General features: G+C 46.7%; 29 protein-coding genes and 1 tRNA gene. 25 read left to right on the forward strand and 5 right to left on the reverse strand.

The annotated features are described in order from the left end of the window. Positions 1-36: 36 nt before the first annotated feature. The 7 genes from atpA to HC248_RS00990 all read left to right on the forward strand — a co-directional run bounded on the left by atpA (position 37) and on the right by HC248_RS00990 (position 6,814). A complete protein-coding gene (gene atpA, locus HC248_RS00960; RefSeq protein WP_168920857.1) occupies positions 37-1,590 on the forward strand; it encodes a F0F1 ATP synthase subunit alpha in 1,554 nt (517 codons plus the stop codon). 67 nt (positions 1,591-1,657) lie between these two features. Then, positions 1,658-2,524 (forward strand): F0F1 ATP synthase subunit gamma, encoded by an 867-nt coding sequence (atpG, locus tag HC248_RS00965; RefSeq protein ID WP_168920858.1) that lies wholly within the window; start codon positions 1,658-1,660, stop codon positions 2,522-2,524. A 49-nt stretch (positions 2,525-2,573) separates the two neighbouring features. Then, positions 2,574-3,977, forward strand: coding sequence for a F0F1 ATP synthase subunit beta (gene atpD / locus HC248_RS00970; RefSeq protein ID WP_168920859.1), 1,404 nt, complete (start codon positions 2,574-2,576; stop codon positions 3,975-3,977). 133 nt (positions 3,978-4,110) lie between these two features. After that, a complete protein-coding gene (locus HC248_RS00975; RefSeq protein WP_168920860.1) occupies positions 4,111-4,527 on the forward strand; it encodes a F0F1 ATP synthase subunit epsilon in 417 nt (138 codons plus the stop codon). Positions 4,528-4,671: 144 nt separating this feature from the next. Continuing rightward, on the forward strand, positions 4,672-5,112 hold the full coding sequence (locus HC248_RS00980; RefSeq protein WP_168920861.1) for a YybH family protein: 441 nt from the start codon (positions 4,672-4,674) through the stop codon (positions 5,110-5,112). A gap of 94 nt (positions 5,113-5,206) precedes the next feature. Further along, a complete protein-coding gene (locus HC248_RS00985) occupies positions 5,207-6,175 on the forward strand; it encodes a YheT family hydrolase (protein ID WP_168923603.1) in 969 nt (322 codons plus the stop codon). A gap of 57 nt (positions 6,176-6,232) precedes the next feature. Beyond that, positions 6,233-6,814, forward strand: a complete 582-nt coding sequence (locus HC248_RS00990) for a DUF2946 family protein (RefSeq protein WP_168920862.1) — start codon at positions 6,233-6,235, stop codon at positions 6,812-6,814. 57 nt (positions 6,815-6,871) lie between these two features. Here HC248_RS00990 and HC248_RS00995 read toward each other — a convergent pair whose 3' ends face one another. Beyond that, positions 6,872-7,744, reverse strand: coding sequence for a c-type cytochrome (locus HC248_RS00995; RefSeq protein ID WP_168920863.1), 873 nt, complete (start codon positions 7,742-7,744; stop codon positions 6,872-6,874). 193 nt (positions 7,745-7,937) lie between these two features. Here HC248_RS00995 and HC248_RS01000 point away from each other — a divergent pair. Further along, positions 7,938-8,013: transfer RNA gene (locus tag HC248_RS01000), tRNA-Arg, on the forward strand. Between the two features lie 88 nt (positions 8,014-8,101). Here the strand turns inward: HC248_RS01000 and HC248_RS17925 are convergent. Then, positions 8,102-8,323, reverse strand: coding sequence for a transposase (locus tag HC248_RS17925; RefSeq protein ID WP_168923604.1), 222 nt, complete (start codon positions 8,321-8,323; stop codon positions 8,102-8,104). A 126-nt stretch (positions 8,324-8,449) separates the two neighbouring features. On the opposite strand from HC248_RS17925, the gene HC248_RS01010 reads away from it, so the two are divergent. The 4 genes from HC248_RS01010 (at position 8,450) to HC248_RS01025 (ending at position 12,461) form a co-directional block, all read left to right on the forward strand. Further along, positions 8,450-9,430 carry an IS30 family transposase gene (locus HC248_RS01010; protein WP_168920864.1) on the forward strand — a complete coding sequence of 327 codons (981 nt, stop codon included), beginning with the start codon at positions 8,450-8,452 and terminating at the stop codon, positions 9,428-9,430. Between the two features lie 1,254 nt (positions 9,431-10,684). Then, positions 10,685-11,017, forward strand: a complete 333-nt coding sequence (locus tag HC248_RS01015; RefSeq protein WP_168920865.1) for an STAS domain-containing protein — start codon at positions 10,685-10,687, stop codon at positions 11,015-11,017. 337 nt (positions 11,018-11,354) lie between these two features. Next, positions 11,355-11,930 carry an RNA polymerase sigma factor gene (locus HC248_RS01020; RefSeq protein ID WP_238342684.1) on the forward strand — a complete coding sequence of 192 codons (576 nt, stop codon included), beginning with the start codon at positions 11,355-11,357 and terminating at the stop codon, positions 11,928-11,930. A 297-nt stretch (positions 11,931-12,227) separates the two neighbouring features. Next, positions 12,228-12,461: a hypothetical protein gene (locus tag HC248_RS01025; RefSeq protein ID WP_168920867.1), complete on the forward strand. Its 234-nt coding sequence runs from the start codon at positions 12,228-12,230 to the stop codon at positions 12,459-12,461. On the opposite strand, the gene HC248_RS01030 is transcribed toward HC248_RS01025, so the two are convergent. Next, a complete protein-coding gene (locus HC248_RS01030; protein ID WP_168920864.1) occupies positions 12,412-13,392 on the reverse strand; it encodes an IS30 family transposase in 981 nt (326 codons plus the stop codon). The genes HC248_RS01025 and HC248_RS01030 overlap by 50 nt on opposite strands. Positions 13,393-13,587: 195 nt before the next feature. Here HC248_RS01030 and HC248_RS01035 point away from each other — a divergent pair, with 195 nt between their 5' ends. From HC248_RS01035 to HC248_RS01100, 13 genes are all read left to right on the forward strand, one after another. Further along, the gene (locus tag HC248_RS01035) at positions 13,588-14,271 is read left to right on the forward strand and encodes a hypothetical protein (RefSeq protein WP_168920868.1); all 684 of its coding nucleotides are present in this window, start codon (positions 13,588-13,590) and stop codon (positions 14,269-14,271) included. Positions 14,272-14,302: 31 nt separating this feature from the next. Beyond that, a complete protein-coding gene (locus HC248_RS01040; protein ID WP_168920869.1) occupies positions 14,303-14,803 on the forward strand; it encodes a SycD/LcrH family type III secretion system chaperone in 501 nt (166 codons plus the stop codon). Between the two features lie 10 nt (positions 14,804-14,813). Beyond that, entirely contained in the window at positions 14,814-15,983 is a 1,170-nt protein-coding gene (sctE, locus tag HC248_RS01045; RefSeq protein WP_168920870.1) for a type III secretion system translocon subunit SseC family protein, read from the forward strand. Positions 15,984-16,012: 29 nt separating this feature from the next. After that, positions 16,013-16,867, forward strand: a complete 855-nt coding sequence (locus HC248_RS01050; protein WP_168920871.1) for a hypothetical protein — start codon at positions 16,013-16,015, stop codon at positions 16,865-16,867. A gap of 15 nt (positions 16,868-16,882) precedes the next feature. Then, a complete protein-coding gene (locus tag HC248_RS01055) occupies positions 16,883-17,425 on the forward strand; it encodes a tetratricopeptide repeat protein (RefSeq protein WP_168920872.1) in 543 nt (180 codons plus the stop codon). A 368-nt stretch (positions 17,426-17,793) separates the two neighbouring features. Beyond that, a complete protein-coding gene (locus HC248_RS01060; protein WP_168920873.1) occupies positions 17,794-18,204 on the forward strand; it encodes a hypothetical protein in 411 nt (136 codons plus the stop codon). 92 nt (positions 18,205-18,296) lie between these two features. Then, on the forward strand, positions 18,297-19,076 hold the full coding sequence (gene sctJ, locus HC248_RS01070) for a type III secretion system inner membrane ring lipoprotein SctJ (RefSeq protein ID WP_168920875.1): 780 nt from the start codon (positions 18,297-18,299) through the stop codon (positions 19,074-19,076). Beyond that, positions 19,073-19,753: a SctK family type III secretion system sorting platform protein gene (locus HC248_RS01075; RefSeq protein WP_168920876.1), complete on the forward strand. Its 681-nt coding sequence runs from the start codon at positions 19,073-19,075 to the stop codon at positions 19,751-19,753. The genes sctJ and HC248_RS01075 overlap by 4 nt, the downstream gene beginning before the upstream one ends. Continuing rightward, positions 19,723-20,364 carry an HrpE/YscL family type III secretion apparatus protein gene (locus tag HC248_RS01080; protein WP_168920877.1) on the forward strand — a complete coding sequence of 214 codons (642 nt, stop codon included), beginning with the start codon at positions 19,723-19,725 and terminating at the stop codon, positions 20,362-20,364. The genes HC248_RS01075 and HC248_RS01080 overlap by 31 nt, the downstream gene beginning before the upstream one ends. Positions 20,365-20,388: 24 nt before the next feature. Beyond that, positions 20,389-21,717, forward strand: coding sequence for a type III secretion system ATPase SctN (sctN, locus tag HC248_RS01085; RefSeq protein WP_168920878.1), 1,329 nt, complete (start codon positions 20,389-20,391; stop codon positions 21,715-21,717). Positions 21,718-21,723: 6 nt separating this feature from the next. Further along, a complete protein-coding gene (gene sctO, locus HC248_RS01090) occupies positions 21,724-22,227 on the forward strand; it encodes a type III secretion system stalk subunit SctO (RefSeq protein ID WP_168920879.1) in 504 nt (167 codons plus the stop codon). Then, positions 22,224-22,865 (forward strand): flagellar hook-length control protein FliK, encoded by a 642-nt coding sequence (locus tag HC248_RS01095; protein WP_168920880.1) that lies wholly within the window; start codon positions 22,224-22,226, stop codon positions 22,863-22,865. Before sctO ends, HC248_RS01095 begins: the two co-directional genes overlap by 4 nt. Beyond that, positions 22,862-23,917: a FliM/FliN family flagellar motor switch protein gene (locus HC248_RS01100; protein ID WP_168920881.1), complete on the forward strand. Its 1,056-nt coding sequence runs from the start codon at positions 22,862-22,864 to the stop codon at positions 23,915-23,917. Before HC248_RS01095 ends, HC248_RS01100 begins: the two co-directional genes overlap by 4 nt. On the opposite strand, the gene HC248_RS01105 is transcribed toward HC248_RS01100, so the two are convergent. Further along, a complete protein-coding gene (locus HC248_RS01105; RefSeq protein WP_168920698.1) occupies positions 23,892-24,848 on the reverse strand; it encodes an IS30 family transposase in 957 nt (318 codons plus the stop codon). The genes HC248_RS01100 and HC248_RS01105 overlap by 26 nt on opposite strands. Before the next feature lie 167 nt (positions 24,849-25,015). Next, complete coding sequence (locus HC248_RS01110) at positions 25,016-26,587, reverse strand: class I SAM-dependent methyltransferase (RefSeq protein ID WP_168920882.1); 1,572 nt, start codon at positions 26,585-26,587, stop codon at positions 25,016-25,018. Positions 26,588-26,608 lie beyond the last annotated feature (21 nt).

The following is a 26,608-nucleotide window of genomic DNA, read 5'->3' on the forward strand; positions in this document are numbered from 1 at the left end:
GTCTTTAGCCAATAACCTAGAAAGAAGGAAAGAGTCATGCAACTCAATCCCGCAGAAATCTCTGAACTGATCAAGAGCCGCATTGAAGGCCTTAGCGCCTCCGGTGACATCCGCAATCAAGGCACCATCGTGTCCGTGACTGACGGTATCGTTCGCATCCACGGCCTGTCCGATGTGATGCAGGGCGAGATGCTTGAATTTCCCGCAACCGCCGATGGCGTGCCTACCTACGGCTTGGCGCTGAACCTCGAGCGTGACTCGGTTGGCTCCGTGATTCTGGGCGAGTACGAGCATTTGGCTGAAGGCGACACTGTTAAGTGCACCGGCCGCATTCTTGAAGTCCCAGTCGGTCCTGAATTGCTTGGCCGCGTGGTCAATGCACTCGGCCAGCCGATTGACGGCAAAGGCCCGATCAACGCAAAACTCACCGACGTGATTGAAAAGGTTGCGCCTGGCGTGATCGCTCGTAAATCCGTTGACCAGCCTTTGCAAACCGGCCTGAAGTCGATTGACTCCATGGTTCCAATCGGTCGCGGTCAGCGCGAACTGATTATTGGTGACCGCCAGACCGGTAAAACGGCTGTGGCCATCGACGCCATCATCAACCAAAAAGGCAAGGGCGTTTATTGCGTCTACGTCGCGATTGGTCAAAAGGCTTCATCGATTAAAAACGTCGTGCGCTCACTTGAGCAAGCTGGCGCCATGGAATACACGATTGTTGTCGCTGCCTCGGCTTCCGAGTCTGCCGCTATGCAATACGTTAGCGCCTACTCTGGCTGCACCATGGGTGAGTACTTCCGCGATCGCGGCGAAGACGCATTGATCGTGTATGACGATTTGTCCAAACAAGCCGTGGCTTACCGCCAAGTCGCTTTGTTGCTGCGTCGTCCACCAGGCCGTGAAGCCTATCCCGGCGATGTGTTTTATCTCCACAGCCGTCTGCTTGAGCGCGCAGCCCGTGTGAATGAGAAATACGTTTCTGACTTCACCAAAGGTGCTGTGACTGGTAAGACCGGTTCACTGACGGCTCTGCCAATCATTGAAACCCAGGCCGGTGACGTGTCTGCTTTCGTGCCAACCAATGTGATCTCGATTACTGACGGTCAGATTTTCCTTGAAACCAGTTTGTTTAACGCCGGCATTCGTCCAGCGATTAACGCCGGTATCTCGGTGTCTCGCGTTGGTGGTGCAGCCCAGACTAAGCTGATCAAGAATCTCTCCGGTGGTATTCGTACCGACTTGGCACAGTACCGTGAACTCGCCGCGTTTGCGCAGTTCGCTTCTGACCTCGACGAAGCCACGCGTAAGCAGCTCGATCGCGGCGCACGTGTGACTGAATTGCTCAAGCAAGCGCAGTACTCGCCTTTGTCGGTCTCCAACATGGGCGCCACACTGTTCGCAGTTAACAAGGGCTTCATGGACGATATCGAAGTCAAGAAGGTCTTGGCTTTTGAAGCCGGTCTGCAAAGTTACCTCAAGGACAAGAACGCTGACCTGATGGCCAAGCTCGAAGCCAACAAGGCAATGGACAAAGAATCGGAAGCTCAATTGCTTGCGGCAGTCGCAGAATTTAAGAAGTCGTTTGCTTAAAGATTTGTTCACGCAAAACTTAGCGTAAACAACTTTTAGACAACATCAGGAACCCTTAGGACCCACTATGGCAGCAGGCAAGGAAATACGCGGCAAGATCAAGTCGGTGGAAAACACCAAAAAGATCACCAAAGCCATGGAAATGGTGGCGGCCTCCAAGATGCGCAAGGCGCAAGAGCGCATGCGCGCGGCGCGTCCTTACAGCGACAAGATCCGCAATATCACGGCTAACCTGAGTCAGGCAAACCCCGAGTACACCCACGCGTTCATGGAGACTAATAGCTCCAAGACCACCGGGTTTATCGTGGTCACGACTGACAAAGGTTTGTGCGGCGGCCTGAACACCAACATCTTGCGTGGCGTTACTGCCAGGCTTAAAGATTTGCAGGCAGCCGGTCAAGACGCGCAAGCCGTTGCCATTGGCAACAAGGGTCTGGGTTTCCTGAATCGTGTTGGCGCAAAAGTGATTTCTCATGTCACGCAACTAGGCGACAAGCCTCACCTCGACAAGCTCATTGGCCCCGTCAAAGTGATGCTAGACGCTTACAGCGAAGGCAAGATTGGTACGGTTTATCTGTGCTACACCCGCTTTATCAACACCATGCGTCAGGAATCCGTGATTGAGCAGTTGCTGCCTTTGACGGCTGATCGCCTGCAAGCAGATAAAGATCAGCACGGCTGGGACTACATCTACGAGCCGGACGCGCAAACCGTGATTGATGACTTGCTGGTTCGATACGTCGAAGCGCTGGTCTATCAAGCTGTGGCCGAGAACATGGCATCCGAGCAATCGGCGCGTATGGTGGCGATGAAGTCGGCAACCGATAACGCCGGCACCGTGATCGGCGAACTCAAGCTGGTCTACAACAAAACACGTCAAGCTGCGATCACGAAAGAACTTTCGGAAATCGTCGCCGGTGCTGCAGCGGTTTAAGCCGCCTCACCTGATTCACAAGATTTAAAGAACGGAAAAGGATTTCCAAATGGCACAGGCTCAAGGCAAGATTGTTCAGTGTATCGGTGCGGTGGTGGACGTTGAGTTCGCGCGCGACCAGATGCCGAAGATTTACGACGCCCTCAAAATGGAAGGCAAAGCGTTGACGCTTGAAGTTCAGCAGTTGCTGGGCGACGGCATAGTCCGCACCATCGCATTGGGTACCTCCGACGGCCTGCGCCGCGGCAACATGGTCTACAACACTGGCGCCAACATCACGGTTCCAGTCGGCAAGGCAACTTTAGGCCGCATCATGGACGTGCTCGGCGCGCCTATCGACGAGCGTGGCCCGGTTGACCAAACCTTGACCGCACCAATTCATCGTAAAGCCCCGGCTTACGACGAATTGAGCCCATCACAAGAGTTGCTGGAAACCGGCATCAAGGTGATTGACTTGGTTTGCCCGTTCGCCAAAGGCGGCAAGGTTGGCCTGTTCGGCGGCGCCGGCGTTGGCAAGACCGTGAACATGATGGAACTCATCAACAACATCGCTAAAGCTCACTCCGGTCTGTCCGTGTTTGCTGGTGTTGGCGAGCGTACCCGTGAAGGCAATGACTTTTATCACGAGATGGCTGACTCTGGCGTTGTCAATCTTGAGAACCTTAGCGAGTCTAAAGTTGCGATGGTTTACGGTCAGATGAATGAGCCACCGGGTAACCGTTTGCGCGTTGCTTTGACTGGCTTGACGATTGCTGAATCCTTCCGTGACGAAGGCCGCGACGTTTTGTTCTTCGTTGACAACATCTACCGCTACACATTGGCCGGAACCGAAGTGTCCGCACTGTTAGGCCGTATGCCATCGGCCGTGGGTTATCAACCTACGCTGGCTGAAGAGATGGGTCGCTTGCAAGAGCGCATCACCTCGACAAAAGTCGGCTCCATCACTTCCATCCAAGCCGTTTACGTGCCTGCCGATGACTTGACCGATCCGTCACCAGCGACCACTTTTGCCCACTTGGATTCCACCGTGGTGCTGAGCCGTGACATCGCTTCTTTGGGTATCTACCCAGCGGTTGATCCACTTGACTCTACCAGCCGTCAGCTCGACCCTAACGTGGTCGGTGAAGACCACTACGCGACTGCTCGCGCAGTGCAGGGCACGCTCCAGCGCTATAAAGAATTGCGCGACATTATCGCGATTCTTGGCATGGACGAGCTCGCACCAGAAGACAAATTGGCCGTGGCTCGCGCCCGTAAAATCCAACGCTTCTTGTCCCAGCCCTTCCACGTTGCTGAAGTGTTCACTGGCTCGCCAGGTAAGTACGTTAGCTTGGCCGAGACGATTCGCGGCTTCAAGATGATTGTTGCCGGCGAGTGCGATCACCTGCCAGAGCAGGCTTTCTACATGGTTGGAACCATTGACGAAGCCTTCGAAAAAGCCAAAAAAATCTGATAGCGCTGTGCACTCTAGCGAATCGCGTCGCTGTCTAAGTTAGCCGTATTAAACCAACGGCTACATTCAGCGCAAGACTTCTCGCTCTTAGTGTCGGCACTTTCAAATTTTTTAAAATATTTTAGGAATCACCATGTCAACCATCAAAGTCGACGTTGTATCTGCAGAAGAGTCCATCTTCTCCGGCGAAGCCAAATTTGTGGTTTTGCCAGGTGAAGCTGGCGAACTCGGCATTTATCCGCGCCACACGCCCTTGATTACCCGCATTCGTCCCGGCACTGTGCGTATCGAAAAAGCCGATGGTAGCGAAGAGTTTGTATTTGTAGCTGGCGGCTTGCTCGAAGTGCAGCCCAACCACGTGACCGTTCTCAGCGACACCGCAATTCGCGGCAAAGACCTCGACGAAGCCAAGGCGCAGGCGGCCAAAGCGGCGGCTGAAGAAGCGCTGAAAAATGCTAAGAACGATATAGATATTGCTTTAGCTCAGTCTGAGCTGACCGTGATGGTCGCCCAGATTGCAGCGTTGCGCAAATACCGTATGAAGAAGTAATCCTTTTGCGCTGATATGAACCCGGTTTTTAACCGGGTTTTTTTTTCGTTTGAAAAAGGTTAGTCAGCCTCTGTCAATGTCATCTTCTCTGATTGATGCAAAATCAATTAGCTATCGGTCAAATAATTTTTCCAAGATGTCTTTATGCAAAAACCAAAAATGCCACCAGTCGGTAGCGCAGATGATACTGAAACTGCTTTTTATGAAGCCCTGCAAAACAGCGATATAGACAAGCTCATGGGTTGCTGGGCGGATGAAGATGACATTGTTTGCATACATCCCGGCGGCGGCAGGCTTATAGGTGCTGCGGCCATACGTGCCAGTTTTGAGGGCTTGTTTGCCAATGGCAGTCTACGGTTAAATATTGAGCAAGTACGCCGGGTTGAGTCCATGAGTGCGAGCGTTCACAGCCTCGTCGAACGTATCGAATTACTCACCGACGAAGGCCCGCGCTACGCTTATGTACTGGCCACCAATACCTATCTGAAAACTGCTCAAGGCTGGCGCATTACTACTCACCATGCCAGCCCTGGAAGTGCGCAACAGTCGTTTGAGGCTGGTTCTGTCAGTGGTCTCTTGCATTAATGCGAAGCTTTAAAAGCCGCACCTCACCATGTCTAGTCCGATAGTGAACAACTTGACCTTAGAGTCTGTCAGCACAGCGGTTATGAATCAGCCTATGACTTACGCCGCACCATGGTGGTTACCGGGTGGAAATCTACAGACTATTTGGGCCGCCAAGGCCGCGCAGCGCTTTGATGGTTTACCACCGCAGTTCACGCGTGAACGTTGGAGCACACCGGATAAGGATTTTGTGGATGTCGATTTTGCTACCCACAATGCGGCTGGCGGTGTACCTCTATTGGTGGTGTTTCATGGGCTAGAAGGCTCATCGTCTAGCCATTACGCACAGGCATTTGCTGAGGTCGCTCGTGCGCGCGGCTGGGCTTGTGCTGTGCCTCATTTTCGAGGCTGTTCGGGCGAGTTAAATCACGGGCCGCGTGCCTACCATTCTGGTGATTTTGAAGAAATCGACTGGATGCTACGCCGTTTTCGCGTCACCCATAACGGTCCGTTGTTGGCTGTCGGTGTTTCGTTGGGCGGTAATGCCTTGATGCGCTGGGCGGGTGAGTTTGGCGCTACTGCTAAGCATGTTGTTAATAGCGTAGCTTCCGTATGTTCACCGCTAGATCTTGCTGCCAGTGGTCACGCCATAGGGCGCGGTTTTAATCGTTTGGTTTATACCCGCATGTTTCTCAGCAGCATGCGGCCCAAGGCTTTACAAAAATTAGACCAGCATCCAGGTTTGTTTGATCGCAAGGCGCTACTGGCTGCGCGCGACCTCTACGAATTCGATAATGTTGTGACTGCGCCCTTGCACGGATTTTTAAATACCGATGACTACTGGCGCCGCGCTTCAGCTAAACCGTATCTGATGGGGATTGACGTGCCGGCCTTAGCCTTGAATGCACGCAATGATCCGTTTGTGCCAACTAACAGTCTGCCCAATGCGTCTGAAGTTAGCGCCAGTGTTAGTCTTTGGCAACCTGATCAAGGCGGTCATGTTGGCTTCCCTTCTTCGCCTTTTCCCGGCCATGTGCGCAGCATGCCCGAGGCGGTCGCAAGCTTTTTTGCGGCCCATCTTTAAGTTGGCTAAGCGCTACTCACAATCATCAACGGCATAAGTTGTTACAAGGAAAAAATCATGGATGAAATCGTCAAGGCAGCGATTGCCAAATGGCCAAATGTTCCGCATTGCTACGGTTGGCTGGGCCTAGATGCGCGCGGTAACTGGTATTTACGTGACGACAATGCGCAAGCCGCTGGTGCTTTTTGCAACCCACTCAAAGGCGTAGACCCAGTACAAAAGTTAGCCAGCAAAGGCTCGCTTTTAGAGCATGAAAAGCTTATCAGTTTCATTCAACGAAATTACGAATGCGAAGATGCGGGATCGCTAAAAGGTCAGTGGTTTTTTCAAAACGGACCGCAGCGGGTTTACGTTGAACTTGAAGCCACGCCCTTTATTTGGCGCATAGGCAGTGCGCCTGATTTTGAGGTTAGCTCGCATACCGGTCAAACTGTGCGTGCGCAGCGCTGCGTGGTTGATGAGCATGGTCGACTTTATCTAGAGACAGAACTTGGTTTTGGACTCGTGCATTCGCTAGACATGCTTAACGCCGCCGACGCTTTAGAGTCTGGCCTTTGGGTGCCGCAAGACTTGCTGACAAGAGATTTACCGCAGCGCTTTGGTTATGTGCGCAGCCCACAGGCATTACAGAGCGCATGAAAAAGCCGGCAATAAGCCGGCTTTTAATGACGACTAAGCGCCTTTATGGGTGACGGTTTATTTGGCTGCGTTGGCCATGTACTCGACGGCTGAGCGAATGTCGGCGTCCGTTGCTGAATTGGCTCCGCCTTTTGGCGGCATAGCGCCCTTGCCTTTAATAACGCTTGATGTCATGGCATCAATACCCGTTTGAATGCGTGGTGCCCAAGCGACTTTGTCACCAAACTTTGGAGATCCTGCCACACCGGCTGCGTGGCAGCCGATGCAAACTTGTTTGTAGAGCGCTTCACCATTGCCATTAGAAACCTTAACTAGAGCTGATGTTGGTGCGGTTACAGGAGCAGCGACAGGCGCAGCCGCGACAACTATTGGTGCAGGCATGCTGACAACAGCTGGTGCCGATGCATCAGCAGCCGCTGTCGGCGTTGGCGCAACTGGTTCGGCAAACTTGCCACCGGCTGCAGCAGTCATGTAAACCACTGCGCGACCGATTTCTAGATTTTCATAATCGCCACCGCCTTGAGCGGCCATTGCGCCTTTGCCTTTGAGCGCTGAGTTCAGCAAAGCTTCGTAGCCAGTAGCTATTCGCGGTGTCCATGCCGCAACATCACCAAACTTTGGTGAGCCGGCTGCGCCTATTGCGTGGCAAGCTACGCATTGGCCTTTGTAGACTTCTTCACCAGTTTTGAGAATACGGTTGGCATCACGAATTTCAACACTACCGATTTTTTCAATCCGCTGCGCCATCACGCTAGGTGTATCGACAGTGCCTGCAGGTTTGTTGGCGGAACTGACGTAGTAAACCAAGCCAATGATGCCGAATATCGGAATCACGAAGGAGAAAAAAACCGCAGCAAGAAGTTGCTTAGGTGTTTTGATCGGGCCGTTGTGGGCTTCTTCGTGGGCCGTGTTGTGGTCGTTTGCGCTCATGGCGTCCTCAAAAACAAATGGATAAGGGGAATCAGACTCGCTCTGGGCCGGCAAAGACCCTTGCGGGCACGGGCTTTAAAGATGTTGGGATTATAGCGGTGGCTATACAAATGAAAGTTGAGTTCGGCTTGCATTGCTATTGCCGCTGTTAGAATCAATCGTGCACTGCTTCGACAGCCGTCGCACCGGCTTTGCGGCTGTAGCTCAGTGGATAGAGTATTGGCCTCCGAAGCCAAGGGTCGTGGGTTCGATCCCCGCCAGCCGCACCAATTTTTAGCCTTAAACCGTATGCCACTGGCCCATCATAAAACCACGTTTTATTTAGCCACAGCGAAATGCACGGCAGTGTACTTTTGCTCAAGGCACGCGCAACAGATACGCCCAGCACACGACGATGACCACTCGCTGTGACGCCTCCGCAACTAAGACCGCGTAGTCAACAACATGCCCACCTTCGCGCACTCGCTCATCGCGTGCATCAAGCAGCACGTGAGACGTTTCATCAAGTGAGCGGTTGCACCAAGCCGCTAGGCTGTCGTCTAACTTTTTAGTGCAGTTGCTGGTTTGAGTTGAAGTAATTCAGACCTCATGGACAACAAGTTTTCGCGGATTCAAGTCTGAAGTGCAACTTTGAAATTAACCGTACGGGTGGGTGAGATGTGAGAGCATCCAAGCTTCCCGACTACCAAGTCAAAGTTGCCCAGAATGATTTACACACACCTCACCCGTGACGAACGTTACCAGATTGCAATCCTCGTCAAAGCAAACTTCAATCAAAGTGAAATTGCAAAAATGATGGACCGTGATAAATCGAGCATCAGCCGTGAGTTGCGTCGTAACCGCGGTCTACGAGGCTATCGCCCTAAGCAGGCAAATGACAAAGCCCAAGAACGTAGACTTGCCTGCGCCAATAGTCCTAGAGTTGCTGACTCGACATGGGCTGTAGTGGAGGAAAAGTTGGCTGAGGCTTGGAGCCCCGAGCAAATCAGCGGCCACCTCGAAGCTAGCCACCAACCCGGTGTTAGCTATGAGAGCATTTACCAGTACATCTACGCTGACAAACGCGCGGGCGGCACCTTGCATAAAACACTGCGTTGCCAGAAGACGCGAAAAAAACGCAGCAGTGGCCGTGAACGGCGCGGCACCATCTCTCACCAGGTCTCAATAGAACTGCGACCCGACATCGTGCTTGAGCGTGCGCGCTTTGGCGACTGGGAGGCTGATCTGGTGATTGGTGCCGGGCAGAAGCAAGCACTAGTGACGATTAATGAGCGTGTCTCTCGCTATTCAATAATTTTCCACGTGCCATTCAAAACAGCGCAAGCCGTAGGGGACGCGTTAATCACTTTACTCAAACCGTTCGCTCATTGCGTGCACACTCTCACGACTGATAACGGCAAGGAATTTGCCCAGCATGAACGAATAGCTTCTGCGCTGAGTGCAGATTTCTTTTTCGCCCATCCATACGCCTCGTGGGAGCGTGGGGCGAACGAGAATATGAACGGTTTGATTCGCCAGTTTTTCCCAAAGGGGATGCGCTTTAATTGCATAACCGACGATGACATTGCTTTAGCGATGCACAGGCTCAATCATCGTCCTAGAAAATGTTTAGGGTATCGAACGCCGCATCAGGTTTTTATGGAACAGTTAGAGTCCTATCAGCATACGGTTGCACTTCAAGCTTGAATCCGCCTTTTGTAAAACTGCTGACTCTGCGCGATTAGAAACACGGTGCTTGCAAATCTCAGCGAGCGTAAACTTTACCGATTTTGAGTGTCGACTGTCGCGTTCTAATGCGCTGGGAAAAAAAACTTATCTGACCTCCTTCGATGCAGTTCAAAATGATTTCGCCTATGCGGAAAAGCATAGTCTTGAATTTGTAATCATTGGCTTGATTCTGCCGCTGAGCACCGCGCTCGTACCCAATAGCTTGTACATGCTGTGAGCGCTTAATAAGCAAGACTAGGTTAACAAAAATACGCAGCGTTTAGCAGTATCGTCAAGAAAGTTAGCCAGACAAGCAAGCGTAAGCGTCGAGCAATAAATTTGTTTCAGCACCAAAATTTATGTCCTGAGACAAAGTCATTTATTTTTGTAGAGAAGATACTTTTTAAAATTAAAGAAGTGAACTTCAGTAGATATGAAAAAAAATTTCAAAATTAGATTGATAAAAAATTTCGCTTTAGTGCAGGAAAAATTATAGAAAAAAAGTTGCACAAACTATAAAAGCGTTGGTACAAAAGTAAACGCGCCTAAAAAGTCGAGTGGGTTTTATTTGGCTAGTTACCTTGACAAAAGTCATTAATTTTATTTTTCAAAATATTACTTTTCTTAGAAAAAATTTTCTGAACTAAAGGTAAATATAAGTTAATTTGAAACTTAGACTTAATGCTCGTACTTAAAAAATAAAGTCGATAACCATATCAGAAAATGATAATTTTTACATTTTTAAGTTGATGTTTGATAGATTTTATTAGCCTATCTTTGATGCCAATGTCTCTCGTGTTCAGAAGCCTGGCTGTGACTGCTATGGATAGCGATAGATGACTTTAAACATGTTCGATAGGAAAAGTTTTAAACTTTTCACGAAGACTAATGCTTCATTTTTTTTTAAAGTTAGATTTAAACCTGTGAAGGAAATTCTTGTCTAACTTATGCTTAAAAAAGATGAGATCGGCGTTCTGCAGTTTAGATTAGGACGCAAAAATACGTCTTAGTACGAATCAAGATAGATCAAGAATGGAGACGATTGAATATGGTTCAACTACCACTACATCACTGCAGAATCACCAACGTCAAGTCCTTTGACGCGGACACAGCAACTGCGATTGATAGAACGGACTAGTAGTCAAAAAAATCACAAGAATGAAATTTAGTGTGTACATCTCAGTACACGCCTACAATAAATAATTAATACTGTCACTTTATGAGGCACAATTTATGATTCTTGAACAGCTAGTACGCGATGACGTGGTTATTTTGAAAATAAAAGGTCGAGTGGACAGCACCAATTCTTCAGAGATTGAACGAGCCGCTCTTGAACTGATAGACGCCGGTAACAAGCGGTTTATTTTCGACCTAAGCAGCATGGACTACATCAGCTCAGCTGGCTTACGTGTAATTTTGTTGACGGGTAAAAAATTACGTGCATGTAAGGGAAAGATGGTACTGATGGAAATGCGAGAAATGGTCAAAGACGTTTTTGAAATGAGTGGTTTTCTTAGCTTGTTTGCAGCTGCAGAAAGCTTAGATGAAGCTTTAAAGCTCGTCTAGTTTTGAGGATGCTAAAGCGCTACACAAACTTATTCAGACATGAAGATATGACCTGATACGTGTAATGCACGCATAGTCTTTATTGCAAATAAAAACCTCAATAAAGATTATTTGTGAACTTAATTAAATCGTGAAATTTTGAGAGATTTTCAATTTATACACATGTTTAAGCCTTTTGAATTTTATATTGGTCAAAGACGACTTAATCGAGAACATAAACATAAATATGAATAATTTATGAATATATTTTATTTTAATAAATTTATTAAATTTATAGATTTTGTCTCGTGCCAGTTAGGGCTTAGTCATTGCTTCTGAATGTTAAATGAAGTACGCCATGCATAACATTACCGATCTCAGCAATACCGTTGACACACCTGTAGTTAAACCTGACTCACAAGCCTTGTTGATACAGCTGGTTAACGATCATCAAAATCGTTTATATAGATTCATCGTTAAAAATATTGGTTACGGCAGTGACGCCGAAGACTTGACACAACAAGCTTTTGTTGAAGCAGTGAAGGCTTATGACACTTTTCGAGGTGCATCAGAACTATCAACATGGCTATATGGTATTGCTATGAATTTAGTTCGTAACTATTTGTCACGCTCACCGCATCGGCGATATATTTTTGAAGACGATGAATCTTTAGCTGATATTCAATCCAATAATCCTGATCCTAGCGAGCAACTCGCGCAGACCCAGTTGATTCGGATGCTGCAAAAGGAGATTAATCAATTACCGGTAGAAATGAGAGATGTACTTCTCTTGGTCGCTCTTGATGACTTAAGTTATGAAGAGGCTGCAACTATGTTAAGTATTCCGGTTGGAACTGTGCGTAGCCGCGTCTCACGCGCAAGAGCAACTCTGCGCAAGCGCTTGCGAGAGAACCAGTTCGAAATTAATCTTTAACGATATAAACATTTCGACGCTGCAAAAAAATAGCTATTTGTAGCGAATCAACTTTTTGTTAAAGCCGTCAAGGCTTTGGTCTATCAACGCTTAATCGATATAAATTTTCTATAAATTTAGCTTCAAACCTAACGCCTAAAAAATTCCGCTTGAATAAACAATTGTTAAATTTTTAGCGCTAACTTTTACAGCGGGAACTGTGCAAAAGTACCCGTTACTAAATTTGCAAGTGTACGAAAATTTTTACTTTTTCGATCGCATTTAATTTTTCTTTTGTAAAAGTTAGGATTAAAAATTATGTCACTGCCTGAAACAAATATTGATCTCATTATTTCAAAAAATAAAGAAATCATTCAACAAGCCCAAGCAGCATTAGAGAGAGGAAGAGAAATACTCAATTCAACAGGAATGAATGTAGCTGTTGATTTTCAAAAAATGACTAGTTTATTAAGTGTTGAACAAAAAAAAATGATGGGCGGATTCAAGCTTGAAGTGCAACCGTATGCTGATAGGACTCTAACTGTTCCATAAAAACCTGATGCGGCGTTCGATACCCTAAACATTTTCTAGGACGATGATTGAGCCTGTGCATCGCTAAAGCAATGTCATCGTCGGTTATGCAATTAAAGCGCATCCCCTTTGGGAAAAACTGGCGAATCAAACCGTTCATATTCTCGTTCGCCCCACGCTCCCACGAGGCGTATGGATGGGCGAAAAAGAAATCTGCACTCAGCGCAGAAGCTATTCGTTCATGCTGGGCAAATTCCTTGCCGTTATCAGTCGTGAGAGTGTGCACGCAATGAGCGAACGGTTTGAGTAAAGTGATTAACGCGTCCCCTACGGCTTGCGCTGTTTTGAATGGCACGTGGAAAATTATTGAATAGCGAGAGACACGCTCATTAATCGTCACTAGTGCTTGCTTCTGCCCGGCACCAATCACCAGATCAGCCTCCCAGTCGCCAAAGCGCGCACGCTCAAGCACGATGTCGGGTCGCAGTTCTATTGAGACCTGGTGAGAGATGGTGCCGCGCCGTTCACGGCCACTGCTGCGTTTTTTTCGCGTCTTCTGGCAACGCAGTGTTTTATGCAAGGTGCCGCCCGCGCGTTTGTCAGCGTAGATGTACTGGTAAATGCTCTCATAGCTAACACCGGGTTGGTGGCTAGCTTCGAGGTGGCCGCTGATTTGCTCGGGGCTCCAAGCCTCAGCCAACTTTTCCTCCACTACAGCCCATGTCGAGTCAGCAACTCTAGGACTATTGGCGCAGGCAAGTCTACGTTCTTGGGCTTTGTCATTTGCCTGCTTAGGGCGATAGCCTCGTAGACCGCGGTTACGACGCAACTCACGGCTGATGCTCGATTTATCACGGTCCATCATTTTTGCAATTTCACTTTGATTGAAGTTTGCTTTGACGAGGATTGCAATCTGGTAACGTTCGTCACGGGTGAGGTGTGTGTAAATCATTCTGGGCAACTTTGACTTGGTAGTCGGGAAGCTTGGATGCTCTCACATCTCACCCACCCGTACGGTTAATTTCAAAGTTGCACTTCAGACTTGAATCCGCGATGCAAAAAATGATTGATTTAGATAATGAAGAGATTCAAAGAGACGTTGATTTAGAAAAATCAAGACTTCAATTGAATTCTAAATATTCAGGGAATGTATCTAGAAAAAATAAAAAAATTATTTAGTAAATATTTAAAAATTGAAAGAAATTATATGACCTCAGTAAACTCAGCAACTGTAAATAGCATGATGACGGTTGACATTAGTCAGCTGTCAATTGAAGATGCCATATACGTGGTCAATATGAACCGAATGAAAAATGCTGAAGATAGAGTCACTATCAAGATGACTGAAGCACAGGCTAGAAACGTAGAGCTAGCTAATTTAAATAGTACCTATGCAGCGCTACAAAATTTATCATCAGGATTTCCCGCTAACTCGTCTCCCACTACAAAGGTAGATAAAATTTCAGGTTGGACTGATGGTGGTTATGCAAAAGAACAAAAATCTAACGATGTGCTTGAAGATGCAGGTCTTCGTACTTCGACTGCTGGTTTAGGATTAACTGGAAATGGTATTAATAGTGAGGGCAAACGCGAAGTCGAGTCTGGAAAGCAAGGTAACGGTATCGACAGCAACACTACAAAACTTCAGATTGATAATGCGATGACTACTTTGAAATCTAGGATTGATAACTTAGCCAGTATTTCTCAAACAGACATGATCGAGCTTCTATCTGCTACTGGTAAGTACACAGCTTCAACAGATGCAACTTCAGGAAACATGAAAAAATTCCAAGAGCAAAACGAAAAAATTCAAAGTAATATAAATAGATAAGCTTGGTAAATCACAAAAACAGGAGTGCAAGATGTCAGTTGTATTTAATTCAAATGATGAGAGCGGCTCCTTGGTAGAAGACATCTTGCCGCTGATTCTTAACGGTGCTACCTTGGGTGATTTACTTGGTTTTGAAGATTGTAGTTACGAGGCACTCTACGCTTTAGGCCATGGTTTTTATGGCCAAACAAAATATCAAGATGCAATGAAGATATTTGGTTATCTGGTCATGCACAACCACTTGGAAAGCCGCTACATCAGCGCTTTCGCATCTAGCTTACAAATGCTAAAACGTTATGAAGAGGCTATCACTTACTACAGCTTGGTTTCAGTAATGGACATGAGTGATCCAGTGCCCACTTTTCACACTTGCGAATGTTTGCTTGCGCTAGGTCATATTCCTGAAGCGTCTCAAGGTTTGGAGTTAGTCATTGAGCAAAGCCAGGCACCAGAGCGTATCGACTTAAAAGAACGTGCCCAAGCCAGATTAGACATTATTAAAAATTATTCTAAATCTTCAAATATTGCGTGAGGAGTTTTAAATGAGAACTGATCCTACATCACCGCAGCAACCACCGCGGCAATCAAATCAAGAATATGGATCTTCTACCGCAGGTACGGCGTCTACTGCTGCGGGCAGTTTAAGTGACTATCCTAATAATGCGCAGCCAAGCACGGTTGATCCAAAAGCTTCGGGAATTCCATGGTTGCCAGACGCTACTAATTTCAGTCCAGAAGATTTTGCAATAGCGCTTGGTGCTATGCAAAATTTATCAACTGATGCGCAATTAAGTTGTGCACAAACACGTGTCAAGGTATCTCAAAAGAAAATGCAGGACATTAATAAAAAATGTATGCAGAAAATTGCAGATTGGTCTAAAAATTCTGCAAATGCAGAAAAAAAAGGTGAGTGGATGGGCATCTTGGGTGTTTGTATAAAAGCTTTAGCGGTTGTGGCGACTGTGGCGGCAGTCGTTATGACGGGTGGTTTAGCCGCCCCTTTGATGTTCGTTGCCGTTGTGGGTATGGTGGGCGCTGGTATAAGTTTAGCAAGTGACATTTCTAAACTTAGCGGTGGTAAAGGTTTTGAATTAACCACTTTAGTATTTGATGCACTAGGCAATTTAGGACTTTCTTATAGAGATAGACAAATAGTTACCGGTGCCATTGGTTTACCATTAATGATTGCTGATCCTGCATTTTTTGGAATGTTTGTGACTGGTATTGCTGGACACATTACTGCTGACAAATCTAAATTAGCTATTGTGATGACAACTTTTACAGTTGTTGCCGGCTTGGCGATGGCTGTTAGTGTCGCCCGCGCTGCAAGTTCTGGCGCTGCTAAAGCTGCTGCTGAAGTTGCTTCTGAAACGGGTAAAACGGTTGCTAAAACAGCTCTCTCACCGACTGTTGTTGCTGCGCTAGTGCAAAGATGCACCGCACTTCTTAGTGGCGTACTAGGCATACCTACTGCTGTCATTACGGGGCTAAAAGCTGTTGATACAAAAAATGCAGATAAGGCATTGATTGATAAAACAGAACTTGATAATTTCTCAATTAAGATAGAAAAAATCTTAATGGACGGTCAAGAAGATATGAAAAAACTTTATTCAGATCTAATGGATCAATTCCAAGCAGTTAGTTCGATTATTAATGAAAATAGTAAAAGTATTTCACAAACAGCTAAAAATATAGCTCCTAATACTGTTTAATTTAAATTAGTAAAAACTGGGAAAATATCATGATAACTAATAGTAGTTCTGCAACGTCATCAAGTTATAAAACATCAACTACGAGTGATCCAAGTCCAACAAAAAAATCAGAAAATCCAAGTAATTTCTCACCTGATGAAAATACTAAATCTTATTTTTCTAGTTCCAAAAATTTATCGTTACCACCTCTTAGCGTATATCAATCTGCTAATGAAGAGACATTAGCAGATTTGGAATCTGTTAACAAAAAAATAATAGAGCTGGATGAAAATAAAAATCAAAGCATGACTGATATTTTTGCATTAATGGCACTTTTTAATGAGACAGGCAGGATTATGAAGAGTTCTGCATTTATGCAGCGTGAGGCTAATTTCCAACAACAAATAAAAAGTCTCGAGAATAGCGTCGTAGAAATGAAAAATGCTGCGACTGAGCGTTTTGCAGCTGGAATGACAGCTGCGGCTTTTCAAGGCGCAGGTTCTTTAGCGCAGATTGGTTTATCAACAACGGCTTTTAAAAAGGGTGTCGAGGGCGCAAATGCTGAAAAAATATCCCGTCTGGGTGATCCCACAAATGTTATCACTGCGCAGCAATCAACGCCAAGTCTTGCCGCAGCTAGTTACAGTAGTTCCGCACAAGCTGCTGGTGGTATGGGTTCGGCATTTTCTTCTGGTGGAAGTGCTATTTTTAACAATTCTGCCGATGCTGCTGATCAGGCGAAAGTCAATAGTGACACAAAGGCAAAAGTAAGTGAAACGGCTGTTGCGCGTTCTGACGAGGCTTATCGCGCAGCTGCAGAAATCGTTGCTGACACCATTGCAAAAATGCGCGATATTGTGGCGGCTTTGGATGCAAGCATTAGTTCTTTAAATCGTAATATTTAGCTATTGGTTTCACCTATGCTGCAAACAAACAAATCAGGTGACACTCCAGATTTCATGCAGAAGTTTGCGCATGACTTAGAGGCCTTGCCGTCAAGTAGTCGACTGACATCGGTTGAAAGTGACGTCATCTATTCTTTAGCAGTGGATGCAGTCAATAAAAATGATGTAGAAAAAGCCGCACGTTTCTTTTCATTATTAACTATTTACAACCCAACCAATTCTTTATATTTATACGGTTTTGGATTTTGTTTACGCCAACTTGGAAAATATGATGAGGCGCTACAGCAATTTTCTTTGGCTGCTAGTTTGTATCCTGAAGAGGCAGCGCATACGCTATCGATTGCTGAATGTTTACTAATGAAGCGCGAATATGCAGAGGCTCATCAAACTCTTGATATGCTGATTCGGTTTTGTAAATTAAAAGTTGCTGATTCACCAGAATTAGCCGGTAAAAATAATCAACAGTTAGATGGTTGCTTGCTTGGAGACACAGCTAAAGTTCTTTTAAAAGCTGAAGCTTTAAAAAATATATTGTTATCGGGAGCTGGCGCTGCTTGATTCAAAAGACATTCGCCTGTTAACTGAAATCGGATTTTTAGCTGCTGCAAAGACAGACGTTAAACGCGCAGCTATTATTTTTTCAGCACTTGAGAAAATTCGGCCTAGTGGTCTTTATGTGTATGTTGGCTGGGCATGTGCGCTACTGAATGCGCAGCAATTTGAATCTGCCATAGAAATTTTAGAGCGCGGTCTTGGCCGGATTGGTGCTGAAGATTTAGCAATGCTAAATGCTTTTCGTGCGCTTGCTTTTCAGCTGGCGGGTAGGTCATCTGAAAGCCGTAAAGCATTAGAAGCAGCGGGTGATTGTCGGCTTGGCTTACTGATGTCTGGGCGTATTTGTTAGCAATCTTTGGGAGATGTTAAAAATGGATATCAGTAGTATTAATTTAGCTGCTGCACGCGTGCCAGATACAGCGATGTTGCCTAGCAATATGTCTGAGCTATCTGCTCTAAACACTAGTGCTGATATAGATCAGAATTCTTTAGTCGCTCGACAATTTTCTGCAATCATGAGCGGTGGCGCAGCTCAGCCATCACTTATTTCTGATGTGAAGGCGTCGGGTGTTGGTAACCCTGTTTCTCTAGATCGTATTAACGCATCAACCCAAAACTCTGATTTGCTGTCTGATGTAGTTGCTGCGCCCGCCACCATGGGCGATGGCATTCTCGCTGGTATGCAAAACCTTTCTGATAATTTTAAAAAGGTTCATGCAGATGTAGTTCGAACGCTTGACAACACAGGCGATATGAATTTATCTGACATGCTCAAGTTGTAAATGCATCTTTCTGAAATGTCATTTCAATGGGATGCATTTAGCAAGGTTGTGACCAAATCAACTCAAAATTTAGAACAGCTATTGAAATTGCAATGAAAAATTATTGCTGGGTGCGTGGTTTTGTCTACTGTGTTTTAAGTTTGCTTTTGCTCGCATGTAGTAGCAAGGTCGAGTTACTAGGCGGTATTCCTGAAGTAGAAGCTAACGAGGTATTGGCTGCGCTGCAAAATGCTGGTATTGCATCGGAGAAGACACCTGGTAAAGAGGGCATGGTGGGTGTGTCAATACCAGCTGAAGAAGTTGGCAGAGCCGTCGATATGCTGCGTGCCAAAGGTTTGCCGCGTGAGCGCTTTGCAGGTATGGGGCAAGTGTTTAAAAAAGAAGGTTTGATATCTTCACCGCTTGAAGAGCGTGCTCGTTATTTATACGCTTTGTCCCAAGAGTTGGGCTCTACTCTCTCGCAGATTGATGGTGTGCTGGTTGCCCGTGTTCATGTGGTTTTACCGGAACGTGGTGCCGCTGGTGATCCTAATTTACCGTCCTCGGCCGCTATTTTTATTAAGTATCAGGATGGCTATAACCTTGATACGGTTTTGCCCCAAGTTAGACGCTTGGTCACTAATAGTATTCTTGGGCTCACCACAGATAAAGTTTCTATAGTGTTAGTCGGTGCCGAGCCTAGGGCACCAAACGTCAAAACCCGTGCGCCAGTTAATACTGAAACTTTAACCCCAGGTGTGCCAATCCCCATTTTCTTAGCTATCGCATTGCTTTTACTCGGTAGTGTGTGTTTGTCCGCTTTCTTGGCGTGGAAGTTTTGGTGGCCTAACCGCGCACAAAATAAAGCTATGTCTGCAAAAGACCCAATATGAACGAGCCACGCGTTGATATTGGATGGCTGGGCCAAGCAGTTGCTGAGCACGTATTAAAGTTAAGTTTGTTCCCCTCGCTGGGTCTACATTCAACACAGGCTGCGGCCTTACTACCGCCACTCATGCAAGTTTGCTTTGAGAATATTCAATCGCCGGTGAGTGCGCGCCTTATACGCGCTGAGGTCTTGCACCGTCACATTTCACGATGGCTACTTAATTCGCAGCAGCTTTCACCTATTCTTGATATATCTGATCCTGCTTTGCCTTTAGCCGCCTTGCCGGTTTCAGTTTTTCAAAAGCTCGTTTTATATATCGGTTTAGGTATGCTTTCTCACAGTCTTCGCCAATCTATTTCTCGAGAAGAAGTTGGTTTATTGCGTCAAGTGTTGGGCGTTTCTGCAATGGACTTTTCACTACGCTGTGAAGTACAAGATATTAAATCTGTGCCTGTTGATTTCACCCGTTTACCAGAGCAGGCAACTCAAATCGGGTCTGCGGTTTTAGCGAATATTTTTGAGCGATCGAGTGATGCTGTCGGTAAACGTGGATTATTGAGATTGCCAGCGCAACTCGATGCCGCACCTATTCAAAGTGATCATCAGTCTTTTGCGTTGGCTATTTCAGCACTTAACTTTATAGACCCAGAATGGCTTTCATCCTTCCCGTCAATCCATTGACTCCATTACGCCGACTTTCAATCGGCATAGATCCGTCGGTGAAAGTAGTACGTGCGCATGAGCTTGTCGCACTCCGCACGGCTGAGCAGGCGGTGATAGATGCTTGCGCACAAGCTGACACTATTCGTGAAGATGCTAAGCAAGCTTATGAGGATGAGCGTCAACGTGGATATCTTGAAGGTCAAGAGGCGGCAAGGCTTGAGCAGGTCGAGCAAATGATTGAAAACGTTTCGCGAACTATCGATTATTTCAGCCGAGTTGAAAGTCGCATGGTCGATCTGGTGATGCAGGCGGTACAAAAAATTATTGACGACTATGACGACAATGCGCGCATTTTGTTGACGGTAAAAAATGTACTGTCGGTAGTGAGAAACCAAAAGCATATGACGCTACGTCTTCACCCTCAGCAGGTAGCGTTGGTTAAGGAGCGGATTGGCAGCTTGCTGTCTGACTACCCTGGTGTGGGTTATTTAGATATCGTTGCTGACCCGCGGCTGAACTTTGACGCTTGTATTCTTGAAAGCGATATCGGCATGGTCGAAGCCAGCATGGAAGGCCAGCTTTCTGCTTTGCGTCGTGCGTTCGAAAAAGTCTTGGGAAGTCGCGTTTAAGTTAGCTCACACAACAGGCAAAAAATGCGTGAATTTGAATACATTACTGAAATGATGTCACTGGCCTTAGAAGACACGCCAACCTTGCGCATCAAGGGCCGTGTGATTCAGGTAATCGGCACCATCATCAAGGCGGTAGTACCAACGGTAAAAATTGGTGAGGTTTGCTTGCTAAAAAATCCTGGTGAAGATTTTGAGATGAAAGCTGAAGTCGTTGGCTTTGTCAAAGACGCCGCCTTGCTTACGCCGATTGGTGATATGTATGGCATCAGTGGTGCAACAGAAGTAATTCCGACGGGTCGTGCGCACCGGGTGCCTGTCGGCTATGGATTATTGGGACGTGTGCTCGATGGTCTTGGACGTCCATTAGATGAGAAAGAGCGCGGGCCTTTGGAGGCCGATAAGTTCTACCCAGTTTTTGCTGATGCGCCTGACCCATTAACGCGGCGCCTAATCACTGAGCCGCTAGAGTTGGGTGTGCGTGTTCTCGACAGTGTGTTGACCTGTGGCGAAGGTCAGCGCTTGGGTATTTTTGCTGCGGCTGGTGGTGGTAAATCTACGCTGATGGGCATGTTGGTTAAGGGCGCTGCAGTCGATGTAACGGTGATTGCTTTGATTGGTGAACGTGGCCGTGAGGTCAGAGAGTTTTTAGAGCATGAGCTCGGTGAAGCTGGTCGGCGAAAAAGTGTGGTGGTTTGTGCGACCTCGGATAAAAGCTCCATGGAAAGAGCCAAGGCCGCTTACGTTGCCACTGCAATTGCTGAATATTTTCGGGATCAAGGGAAAAAAGTTTTGTTTCTCATGGATAGCGTCACCCGCTTTGCCCGCGCACAACGCGAGATTGGTTTGTCTGCTGGAGAGCCGCCAACACGGCGCGGCTATCCGCCCAGTGTGTTTGCGATATTGCCTAAACTTATGGAGAGGGTTGGCATGAATGACAAGGGCTCTATTACCGCCCTGTATACCGTGTTGGTCGAGGGTGACGATATGACAGAGCCGATTGCCGATGAAACTCGCTCGATTCTGGATGGGCATATCGTCCTGTCACGCAAACTTGGTTCTGCCAATCACTACCCAGCGGTTGATGTTCTGGCCTCTGCTAGCCGTGTCATGAATAACGTCATCAGTTCTGAGCACAAAGCTAACGCCGGTCGCCTTCGTGAACTCATGGCTAAGTATGCTGAAGTTGAGTTACTCGTGAAAATTGGCGAATATAAACATGGCGGTGATGCCACTACCGATGAGGCTATCGACAAGCAAGAACAGATCAAACATTTTTTGCGTCAGGCAACAAACGAAAAGTCCAGCATGGACCAGACGCTGCGAGACTTGCAGGCCTTAGTAGGTAGATAACCCAGCATGACTATCCTCAAGGAACTTCTGGCTATTAAAAGCTTTCGCGAAAGCAAGGCTGAACTGGCCATGTTTCGTCAGCGTTCAATTTTGCAAAAGGCAGTCATTCAAAAAAAAGAATCAGAAAAAAAATTAAATGATTTTCGTGATTTCGCGTCTGAACATGAGCGTTCTTTGTATGCCGATTTGTGCAGCCGTGTGGTCAGACTGCACGATATAGAAAATGTGCAACACAGCGTGGTTGATCTGCGCAGCCGAGAATCAAAACACGAGCAGGCTATGCACGCTGCTGAAGTAGAGCGCGCGCAGCAGGCAGAAAAATTAGAAGTTGATAAAGAAAAGCATGCCGAAGCTTCGCGTGTGAAACAAAAATTTGTAGAGCTATCGCAGGCCAATGATGAAGAAATAAGTAAAGAGCTCGAACGCAAAGAAGATGCAGAAATTGAAGAGGTGAATGAAACGCGCCGTGATCGGAATGGTTGGGCTGACGCTGATGGGACGGATGTATGAACAACGATAAGTCAGTTAATTTAAATTTATCTATTCCCGATTTTGGCGCTCAACGCTCGACAGATGGGTTTTCAGATCAACAGGGCGGTAGTGGATCAACACGTGAAGAAGCCGATTCAACCGCACGAGAACGTTTTGAAAGCTTGATGGCTGCTAAAGAAAAAAATCAGGATAAGCCTTCAGCTGCGTTACTAGGACCAACTGGGTCTGCAGGCCCTGGTCCAGCCGGCCCCAAGTCAGCAGAAGTTATGCTTCAGCCCTTTGCGCTGTTTCAGCCGCAATACGCGCTGAACGGTAGACCTGAAAAAGTTATGGCGACGAATTTGTTAGGGCGTGTTGATCATCTCTTTGGTCGAATGATGGTGGGAGATGGCAGCAGTGGCAACCGACAAGTGCGCATAGAACTTCAGGACGATGCATTGCCAGGCGTGAGCATAACCGTGCAGCAAATCGATGGGCGTTTGCAGGTGGATTTTGTCTGTAGCAATGAGCAGTCTCGTTTGCAGCTCAACCGCGCCGCACCAAGCTTGGCCAATCAACTCGCCGCTCGCCTTAAGCAAGATGTGCTTGTTCGGGTGCAAACAGATGATGACGAAGATCTTTGCTTGTATGAAATCGTTGGGACAGCTTTCACATGACGCAAAACTTTTCGCCTCTACCGCTGTCGTTGTTAAGGCTAAGCCGCAACGAGGTTGATGCCCGCAACCTAATCGTCCAACGCGCTCAAGCGTTGGAGATAGAACTGCAAGACCAAATCTGCACAGTCACGCTTGAGCCGCTTTTGGCCATGCACATGCATGAGTCGACTTTCAGTAGTGACGATTGGCTGGTGCAAGCGCAGTGGGCGGGCGCACCTTTTGACATTGTTTTACCAGCCAGTGCGGCCCAATCTTGGATGGCTGCACGCTTTCCAGAATTGGCGCTTGCGGACATGCCCGACTGTCTTGCTGCGGCCTTGCTTGAAACGGTTTTTGAAGATCTGTCCTGTATGCAGCTTCTGTGTAGTCGGGGTCAATTACAAATTCAATCATTGGCGCAAAATCCGCAATCTAGCCGCAGTCTGCCGCAATGCTTTGCGCTGAGCTTGAGTAGTCTGAGCGGCTGTATCTACGGTCAGATTCAAACTGATTCATTAGGCCTTATGTTGATGGCGGGTTTGATGTCAAGTTTGCCAATGCAAGATAACCGTATTGATGTCGACGCTTTGCCGATTGTGTTGAATGTTGAAATTGGAAGAACCTGCCTGACAACAAAAGCACTCTCTGAACTAGCGCTAGGTGATAGCGTTTTGTTTGACCATATCTGGATTGGTCAAGACCAATCGCTTTGGTTGGGTTACGAAGATATCGGCGTACGCGTGCGTTGGCAAGATTTTGATTTGCAAGTAATTGAGCCTCTGCAAGTGACAGATCTGCGCATGTTTTTAGACAAGGAATCGGATATGAATCAACACAATATTTCACCCATTTCTGAAGTTGGAATTGATCTGCGTTTTGATTTAGGACAGCGCAGCATATTGCTCAGTGATTTAAAAGCAATGCAAGTCGGTCAAACTTTAAGTCTTGATCGGCCATTAAGTGCAAGTGTAACTATCCGAGCTAACGGCACAGCGATTGGTACCGGCGAATTGGTGGGCGGATTCAAGCTTGAAGTGCAACAGCGTGTTAGTTGGACTTTAACTCTTCCATAAAAACCTGATGCGGTGTTCGATACCCCAAACATTTTCTAGGACGATGATTGAGCCTGTGCATCGCTAAAGCAATGTCATCGTCGGTGATGCAATTAAAGCGCATCCCCTTTGGGAAAAACTGGCGAATCAAACCGTTCATATTCTCGTTTGTCCCACGCTCCCACGAGGCGTATGGATGGGCGAAAAAGAAATCTGCACTCAGCGCAGAAGCTATTCGTTCATGCTGAGAAAATTCCTTGCCGTTATCTGTCGTGAGTGTGTGCACGCAATGAGCGAATGGTTTAAGTAAAGTGATTAACGCGTCCCCTACGGCTTGCGCTGTTTTGAATGGCACGTGGAAAATTATTGAATACCGAGAGACACGCTCGTTAATCGTCACTAGGGCTTGCTTCTGCCCGGCACCAATCACCAGATCAGCCTCCCAGTCGCCAAAGCGCGCACGCTCAAGCACGATGGCGGGTCGCAGTTCTATTGAGACCTGGCGAGAGATGGTGCCGCGCCGTTCACGGCCGCTGCTGCGTTTTTTTCGCGTCTTCTGGCAACGCAGTGTTTTATGCAAGCTGCCGCCCGCGCGTTTGTCAGCGTAGATGTACTGGTAAATGCTCTCATAGCTAACACCGGGTTGGCATCGAGCTTCGAGGTGGCCGCTGATTTGTTCGGGGCTCCAAGCCTCAGCCAACTTTTCCTCCACTACAGCCCATGTCGAGTCAGCAACTCTAGGACTATTGGCGCAGGCAAGTCTACGTTCTTGGGCTTTGTCATTTGCCTGCTTAGGGCGATAGCCTCGTAGACCGCGGTTACGACGCAACTCACGGCTGATGCTCGATTTATCACGGTCCATCATTTTTGCAATTTCACTTTGATTGAAGTTTGCTTTGACGAGGATTGCAATCTGGTAACGTTCGTCACGGGTGAGGTGTGTGTAAATCATTCTGGGCAACTTTGACTTGGTGGTCGGGAAGCTTGGATGCTCTCACATCTCACCCACCCGTCCGGTTAGTTTCAAAGTTGCACTTCAGACTTGAATCCGCGGTATGTTAAATATTTTTATTTTTATTTTTATTTTTATTTTTATTTTTATTTTTATTTTTATTTTTATTATTTATTTTTTAAGTCGTGCGTCAGTATTTCTAATTTAAGCCAAAGAGGCAGAATTTTTTCAACGAAGCGATGTGCGTTATTTTTAAAGGCTGTCAGCGAGTCATGTTCGGTGTTCATTAAGCCGTTAGCAGTCGCCATAGGTTGACCTAAGGCTGAAAAATATTCCCATCCTCGCTTTGCCAGCTCTTCGGGTGTTCGTTTTCCTTCCTGCCAAGCAAGCCAAAAAAGTAATTCAAAACGATTGGCTTCAACGGCTTTTCCTGTTACTGGCGACGATAGATATTTGATATCGTTGTAATAAAGTGCTCGCTCTGCAATTACTTGATTGAGTTTTTTACATTGTGTTTTTGCGTATGAAAAATCTTCATTTTCAAATATTGGATGTATATCTTGTCTTGCAACCATTACACCTATTACTTCTACTAGGTCGCTCACGCTCAATGTTGCAACCTCTTGATCTTGTCTGAGTTGGTTTAAAGTTATGGGTTTGATGACACTTGAAAATGCGTTGATAACAGGTCTGTAAAGTGATTCAGATAACGTAAATGAGCCATATGGTGTTTTAGCCTGTAGACTGATTTCTTCGGTCGCTTTGACTGGCATGAACTTTAGTGCAAGCAGTCGTGCATTTCTTTCCTGTTCAGATAATCGTCTTGCGCCACGTACAAATACATCACGTCTAAAGCGCCTGTTTAATGCGTAATCATTGACGGTTTCACGCAATAAATTACTGGCATTTTTGTCGAGTAAACCATTGAACTGTGGCTTATGGCGAAACTCTCCCAAAAGATCTGATGCGTGCAGAGAGCAGGCAAATGTGAGTTTGGCTGCTTCTAGCGTCGCGGCTAGATCGGCAAAATAAGTTATCTCCCATGAGCGATTAAAGTATTCATGCGCGAGATAACTGCTGTCGCTTCCGAGCATGTCTTGTAATTGATTAGCTGCTTGGGGATGCTCTGTGAAATACGCCGCGCCGCTTTCCTTCAAGGTTTGCGCAAAGTTCAAAGCTTGAGTTATTTTATTTGATGTGGTTGTGCCTGTCGGTGATGCGTATTGTGTGTGCATGCGCAGCAGCTCTCGCAGTGGCATTTCTGCCCCCCATCCTGGCAGCACGTTGTAGCTTAGAAAAACGGCACCGCCTACTTTAAGTTTACGACGTAAGATTTCAACGATTGTGTGCTGCGCTGCTGGACTTATCCAAGACCAAACGCCGTGAAGTGTGATGAAATCAAATTGTGGTGTGTCTAGTTCTAAAAATTCCTCGAAGCTGCAATCCTTCCAGTTTGCAGAAATCCCAGATGTGTTGGCTATATTGCTGGCGAAAAGGGCGTGATCGGGGTTGATGTCTGTGCCCCAGAATTGTCCGCGTGGATTTGCTGCTGCGAATATATTGGCTGATACTCCATGCCCGAATCCTAATTCACAATAGTTGTATTTGCCGTGTGTTGCTGGCGGTGAGTAGCCGTTTAAAAGTAATGCAAATTGAATGAAGCTGGGTGCTAGTTCTTGGTAGTAACCGAACGAGTAATTGATATCCGAGACATAACCATCAGCCCAATCTCTCTTCATAGAATTTTCCTTATTTTTCGT

Source organism: Polaromonas vacuolata (assembly GCF_012584515.1).
In the GTDB taxonomy this organism is placed as follows: Bacteria; Pseudomonadota; Gammaproteobacteria; order Burkholderiales; family Burkholderiaceae_C; genus Polaromonas; species Polaromonas vacuolata.

Bases quoted from the DNA above. Each gene is read 5' to 3' on its own strand.
- atpA (WP_168920857.1), top strand. From the start codon at position 37: ATGCAACTCAATCCCGCAGAAATCTCTGAACTGATCAAGAGCCGCATT.
- atpG (WP_168920858.1), top strand. From the start codon at position 1,658: ATGGCAGCAGGCAAGGAAATACGCGGCAAGATCAAGTCGGTGGAAAAC.
- atpD (WP_168920859.1), top strand. From the start codon at position 2,574: ATGGCACAGGCTCAAGGCAAGATTGTTCAGTGTATCGGTGCGGTGGTG.
- HC248_RS00975 (WP_168920860.1), top strand. From the start codon at position 4,111: ATGTCAACCATCAAAGTCGACGTTGTATCTGCAGAAGAGTCCATCTTC.
- HC248_RS00980 (WP_168920861.1), top strand. From the start codon at position 4,672: ATGCAAAAACCAAAAATGCCACCAGTCGGTAGCGCAGATGATACTGAA.
- HC248_RS00985 (WP_168923603.1), top strand. From the start codon at position 5,207: ATGACTTACGCCGCACCATGGTGGTTACCGGGTGGAAATCTACAGACT.
- HC248_RS00990 (WP_168920862.1), top strand. From the start codon at position 6,233: ATGGATGAAATCGTCAAGGCAGCGATTGCCAAATGGCCAAATGTTCCG.
- HC248_RS00995 (WP_168920863.1), bottom strand. From the start codon at position 7,744: ATGAGCGCAAACGACCACAACACGGCCCACGAAGAAGCCCACAACGGC.
- HC248_RS01010 (WP_168920864.1), top strand. From the start codon at position 8,450: ATGATTTACACACACCTCACCCGTGACGAACGTTACCAGATTGCAATC.
- HC248_RS01015 (WP_168920865.1), top strand. From the start codon at position 10,685: ATGATTCTTGAACAGCTAGTACGCGATGACGTGGTTATTTTGAAAATA.
- HC248_RS01020 (WP_238342684.1), top strand. From the start codon at position 11,355: ATGCATAACATTACCGATCTCAGCAATACCGTTGACACACCTGTAGTT.
- HC248_RS01025 (WP_168920867.1), top strand. From the start codon at position 12,228: ATGTCACTGCCTGAAACAAATATTGATCTCATTATTTCAAAAAATAAA.
- HC248_RS01030 (WP_168920864.1), bottom strand. From the start codon at position 13,392: ATGATTTACACACACCTCACCCGTGACGAACGTTACCAGATTGCAATC.
- HC248_RS01035 (WP_168920868.1), top strand. From the start codon at position 13,588: ATGTATCTAGAAAAAATAAAAAAATTATTTAGTAAATATTTAAAAATT.
- HC248_RS01040 (WP_168920869.1), top strand. From the start codon at position 14,303: ATGTCAGTTGTATTTAATTCAAATGATGAGAGCGGCTCCTTGGTAGAA.
- sctE (WP_168920870.1), top strand. From the start codon at position 14,814: ATGAGAACTGATCCTACATCACCGCAGCAACCACCGCGGCAATCAAAT.
- HC248_RS01050 (WP_168920871.1), top strand. From the start codon at position 16,013: ATGATAACTAATAGTAGTTCTGCAACGTCATCAAGTTATAAAACATCA.
- HC248_RS01055 (WP_168920872.1), top strand. From the start codon at position 16,883: ATGCTGCAAACAAACAAATCAGGTGACACTCCAGATTTCATGCAGAAG.
- HC248_RS01060 (WP_168920873.1), top strand. From the start codon at position 17,794: ATGGATATCAGTAGTATTAATTTAGCTGCTGCACGCGTGCCAGATACA.
- sctJ (WP_168920875.1), top strand. From the start codon at position 18,297: ATGAAAAATTATTGCTGGGTGCGTGGTTTTGTCTACTGTGTTTTAAGT.
- HC248_RS01075 (WP_168920876.1), top strand. From the start codon at position 19,073: ATGAACGAGCCACGCGTTGATATTGGATGGCTGGGCCAAGCAGTTGCT.
- HC248_RS01080 (WP_168920877.1), top strand. From the start codon at position 19,723: ATGGCTTTCATCCTTCCCGTCAATCCATTGACTCCATTACGCCGACTT.
- sctN (WP_168920878.1), top strand. From the start codon at position 20,389: ATGCGTGAATTTGAATACATTACTGAAATGATGTCACTGGCCTTAGAA.
- sctO (WP_168920879.1), top strand. From the start codon at position 21,724: ATGACTATCCTCAAGGAACTTCTGGCTATTAAAAGCTTTCGCGAAAGC.
- HC248_RS01095 (WP_168920880.1), top strand. From the start codon at position 22,224: ATGAACAACGATAAGTCAGTTAATTTAAATTTATCTATTCCCGATTTT.
- HC248_RS01100 (WP_168920881.1), top strand. From the start codon at position 22,862: ATGACGCAAAACTTTTCGCCTCTACCGCTGTCGTTGTTAAGGCTAAGC.
- HC248_RS01105 (WP_168920698.1), bottom strand. From the start codon at position 24,848: ATGATTTACACACACCTCACCCGTGACGAACGTTACCAGATTGCAATC.
- HC248_RS01110 (WP_168920882.1), bottom strand. From the start codon at position 26,587: ATGAAGAGAGATTGGGCTGATGGTTATGTCTCGGATATCAATTACTCG.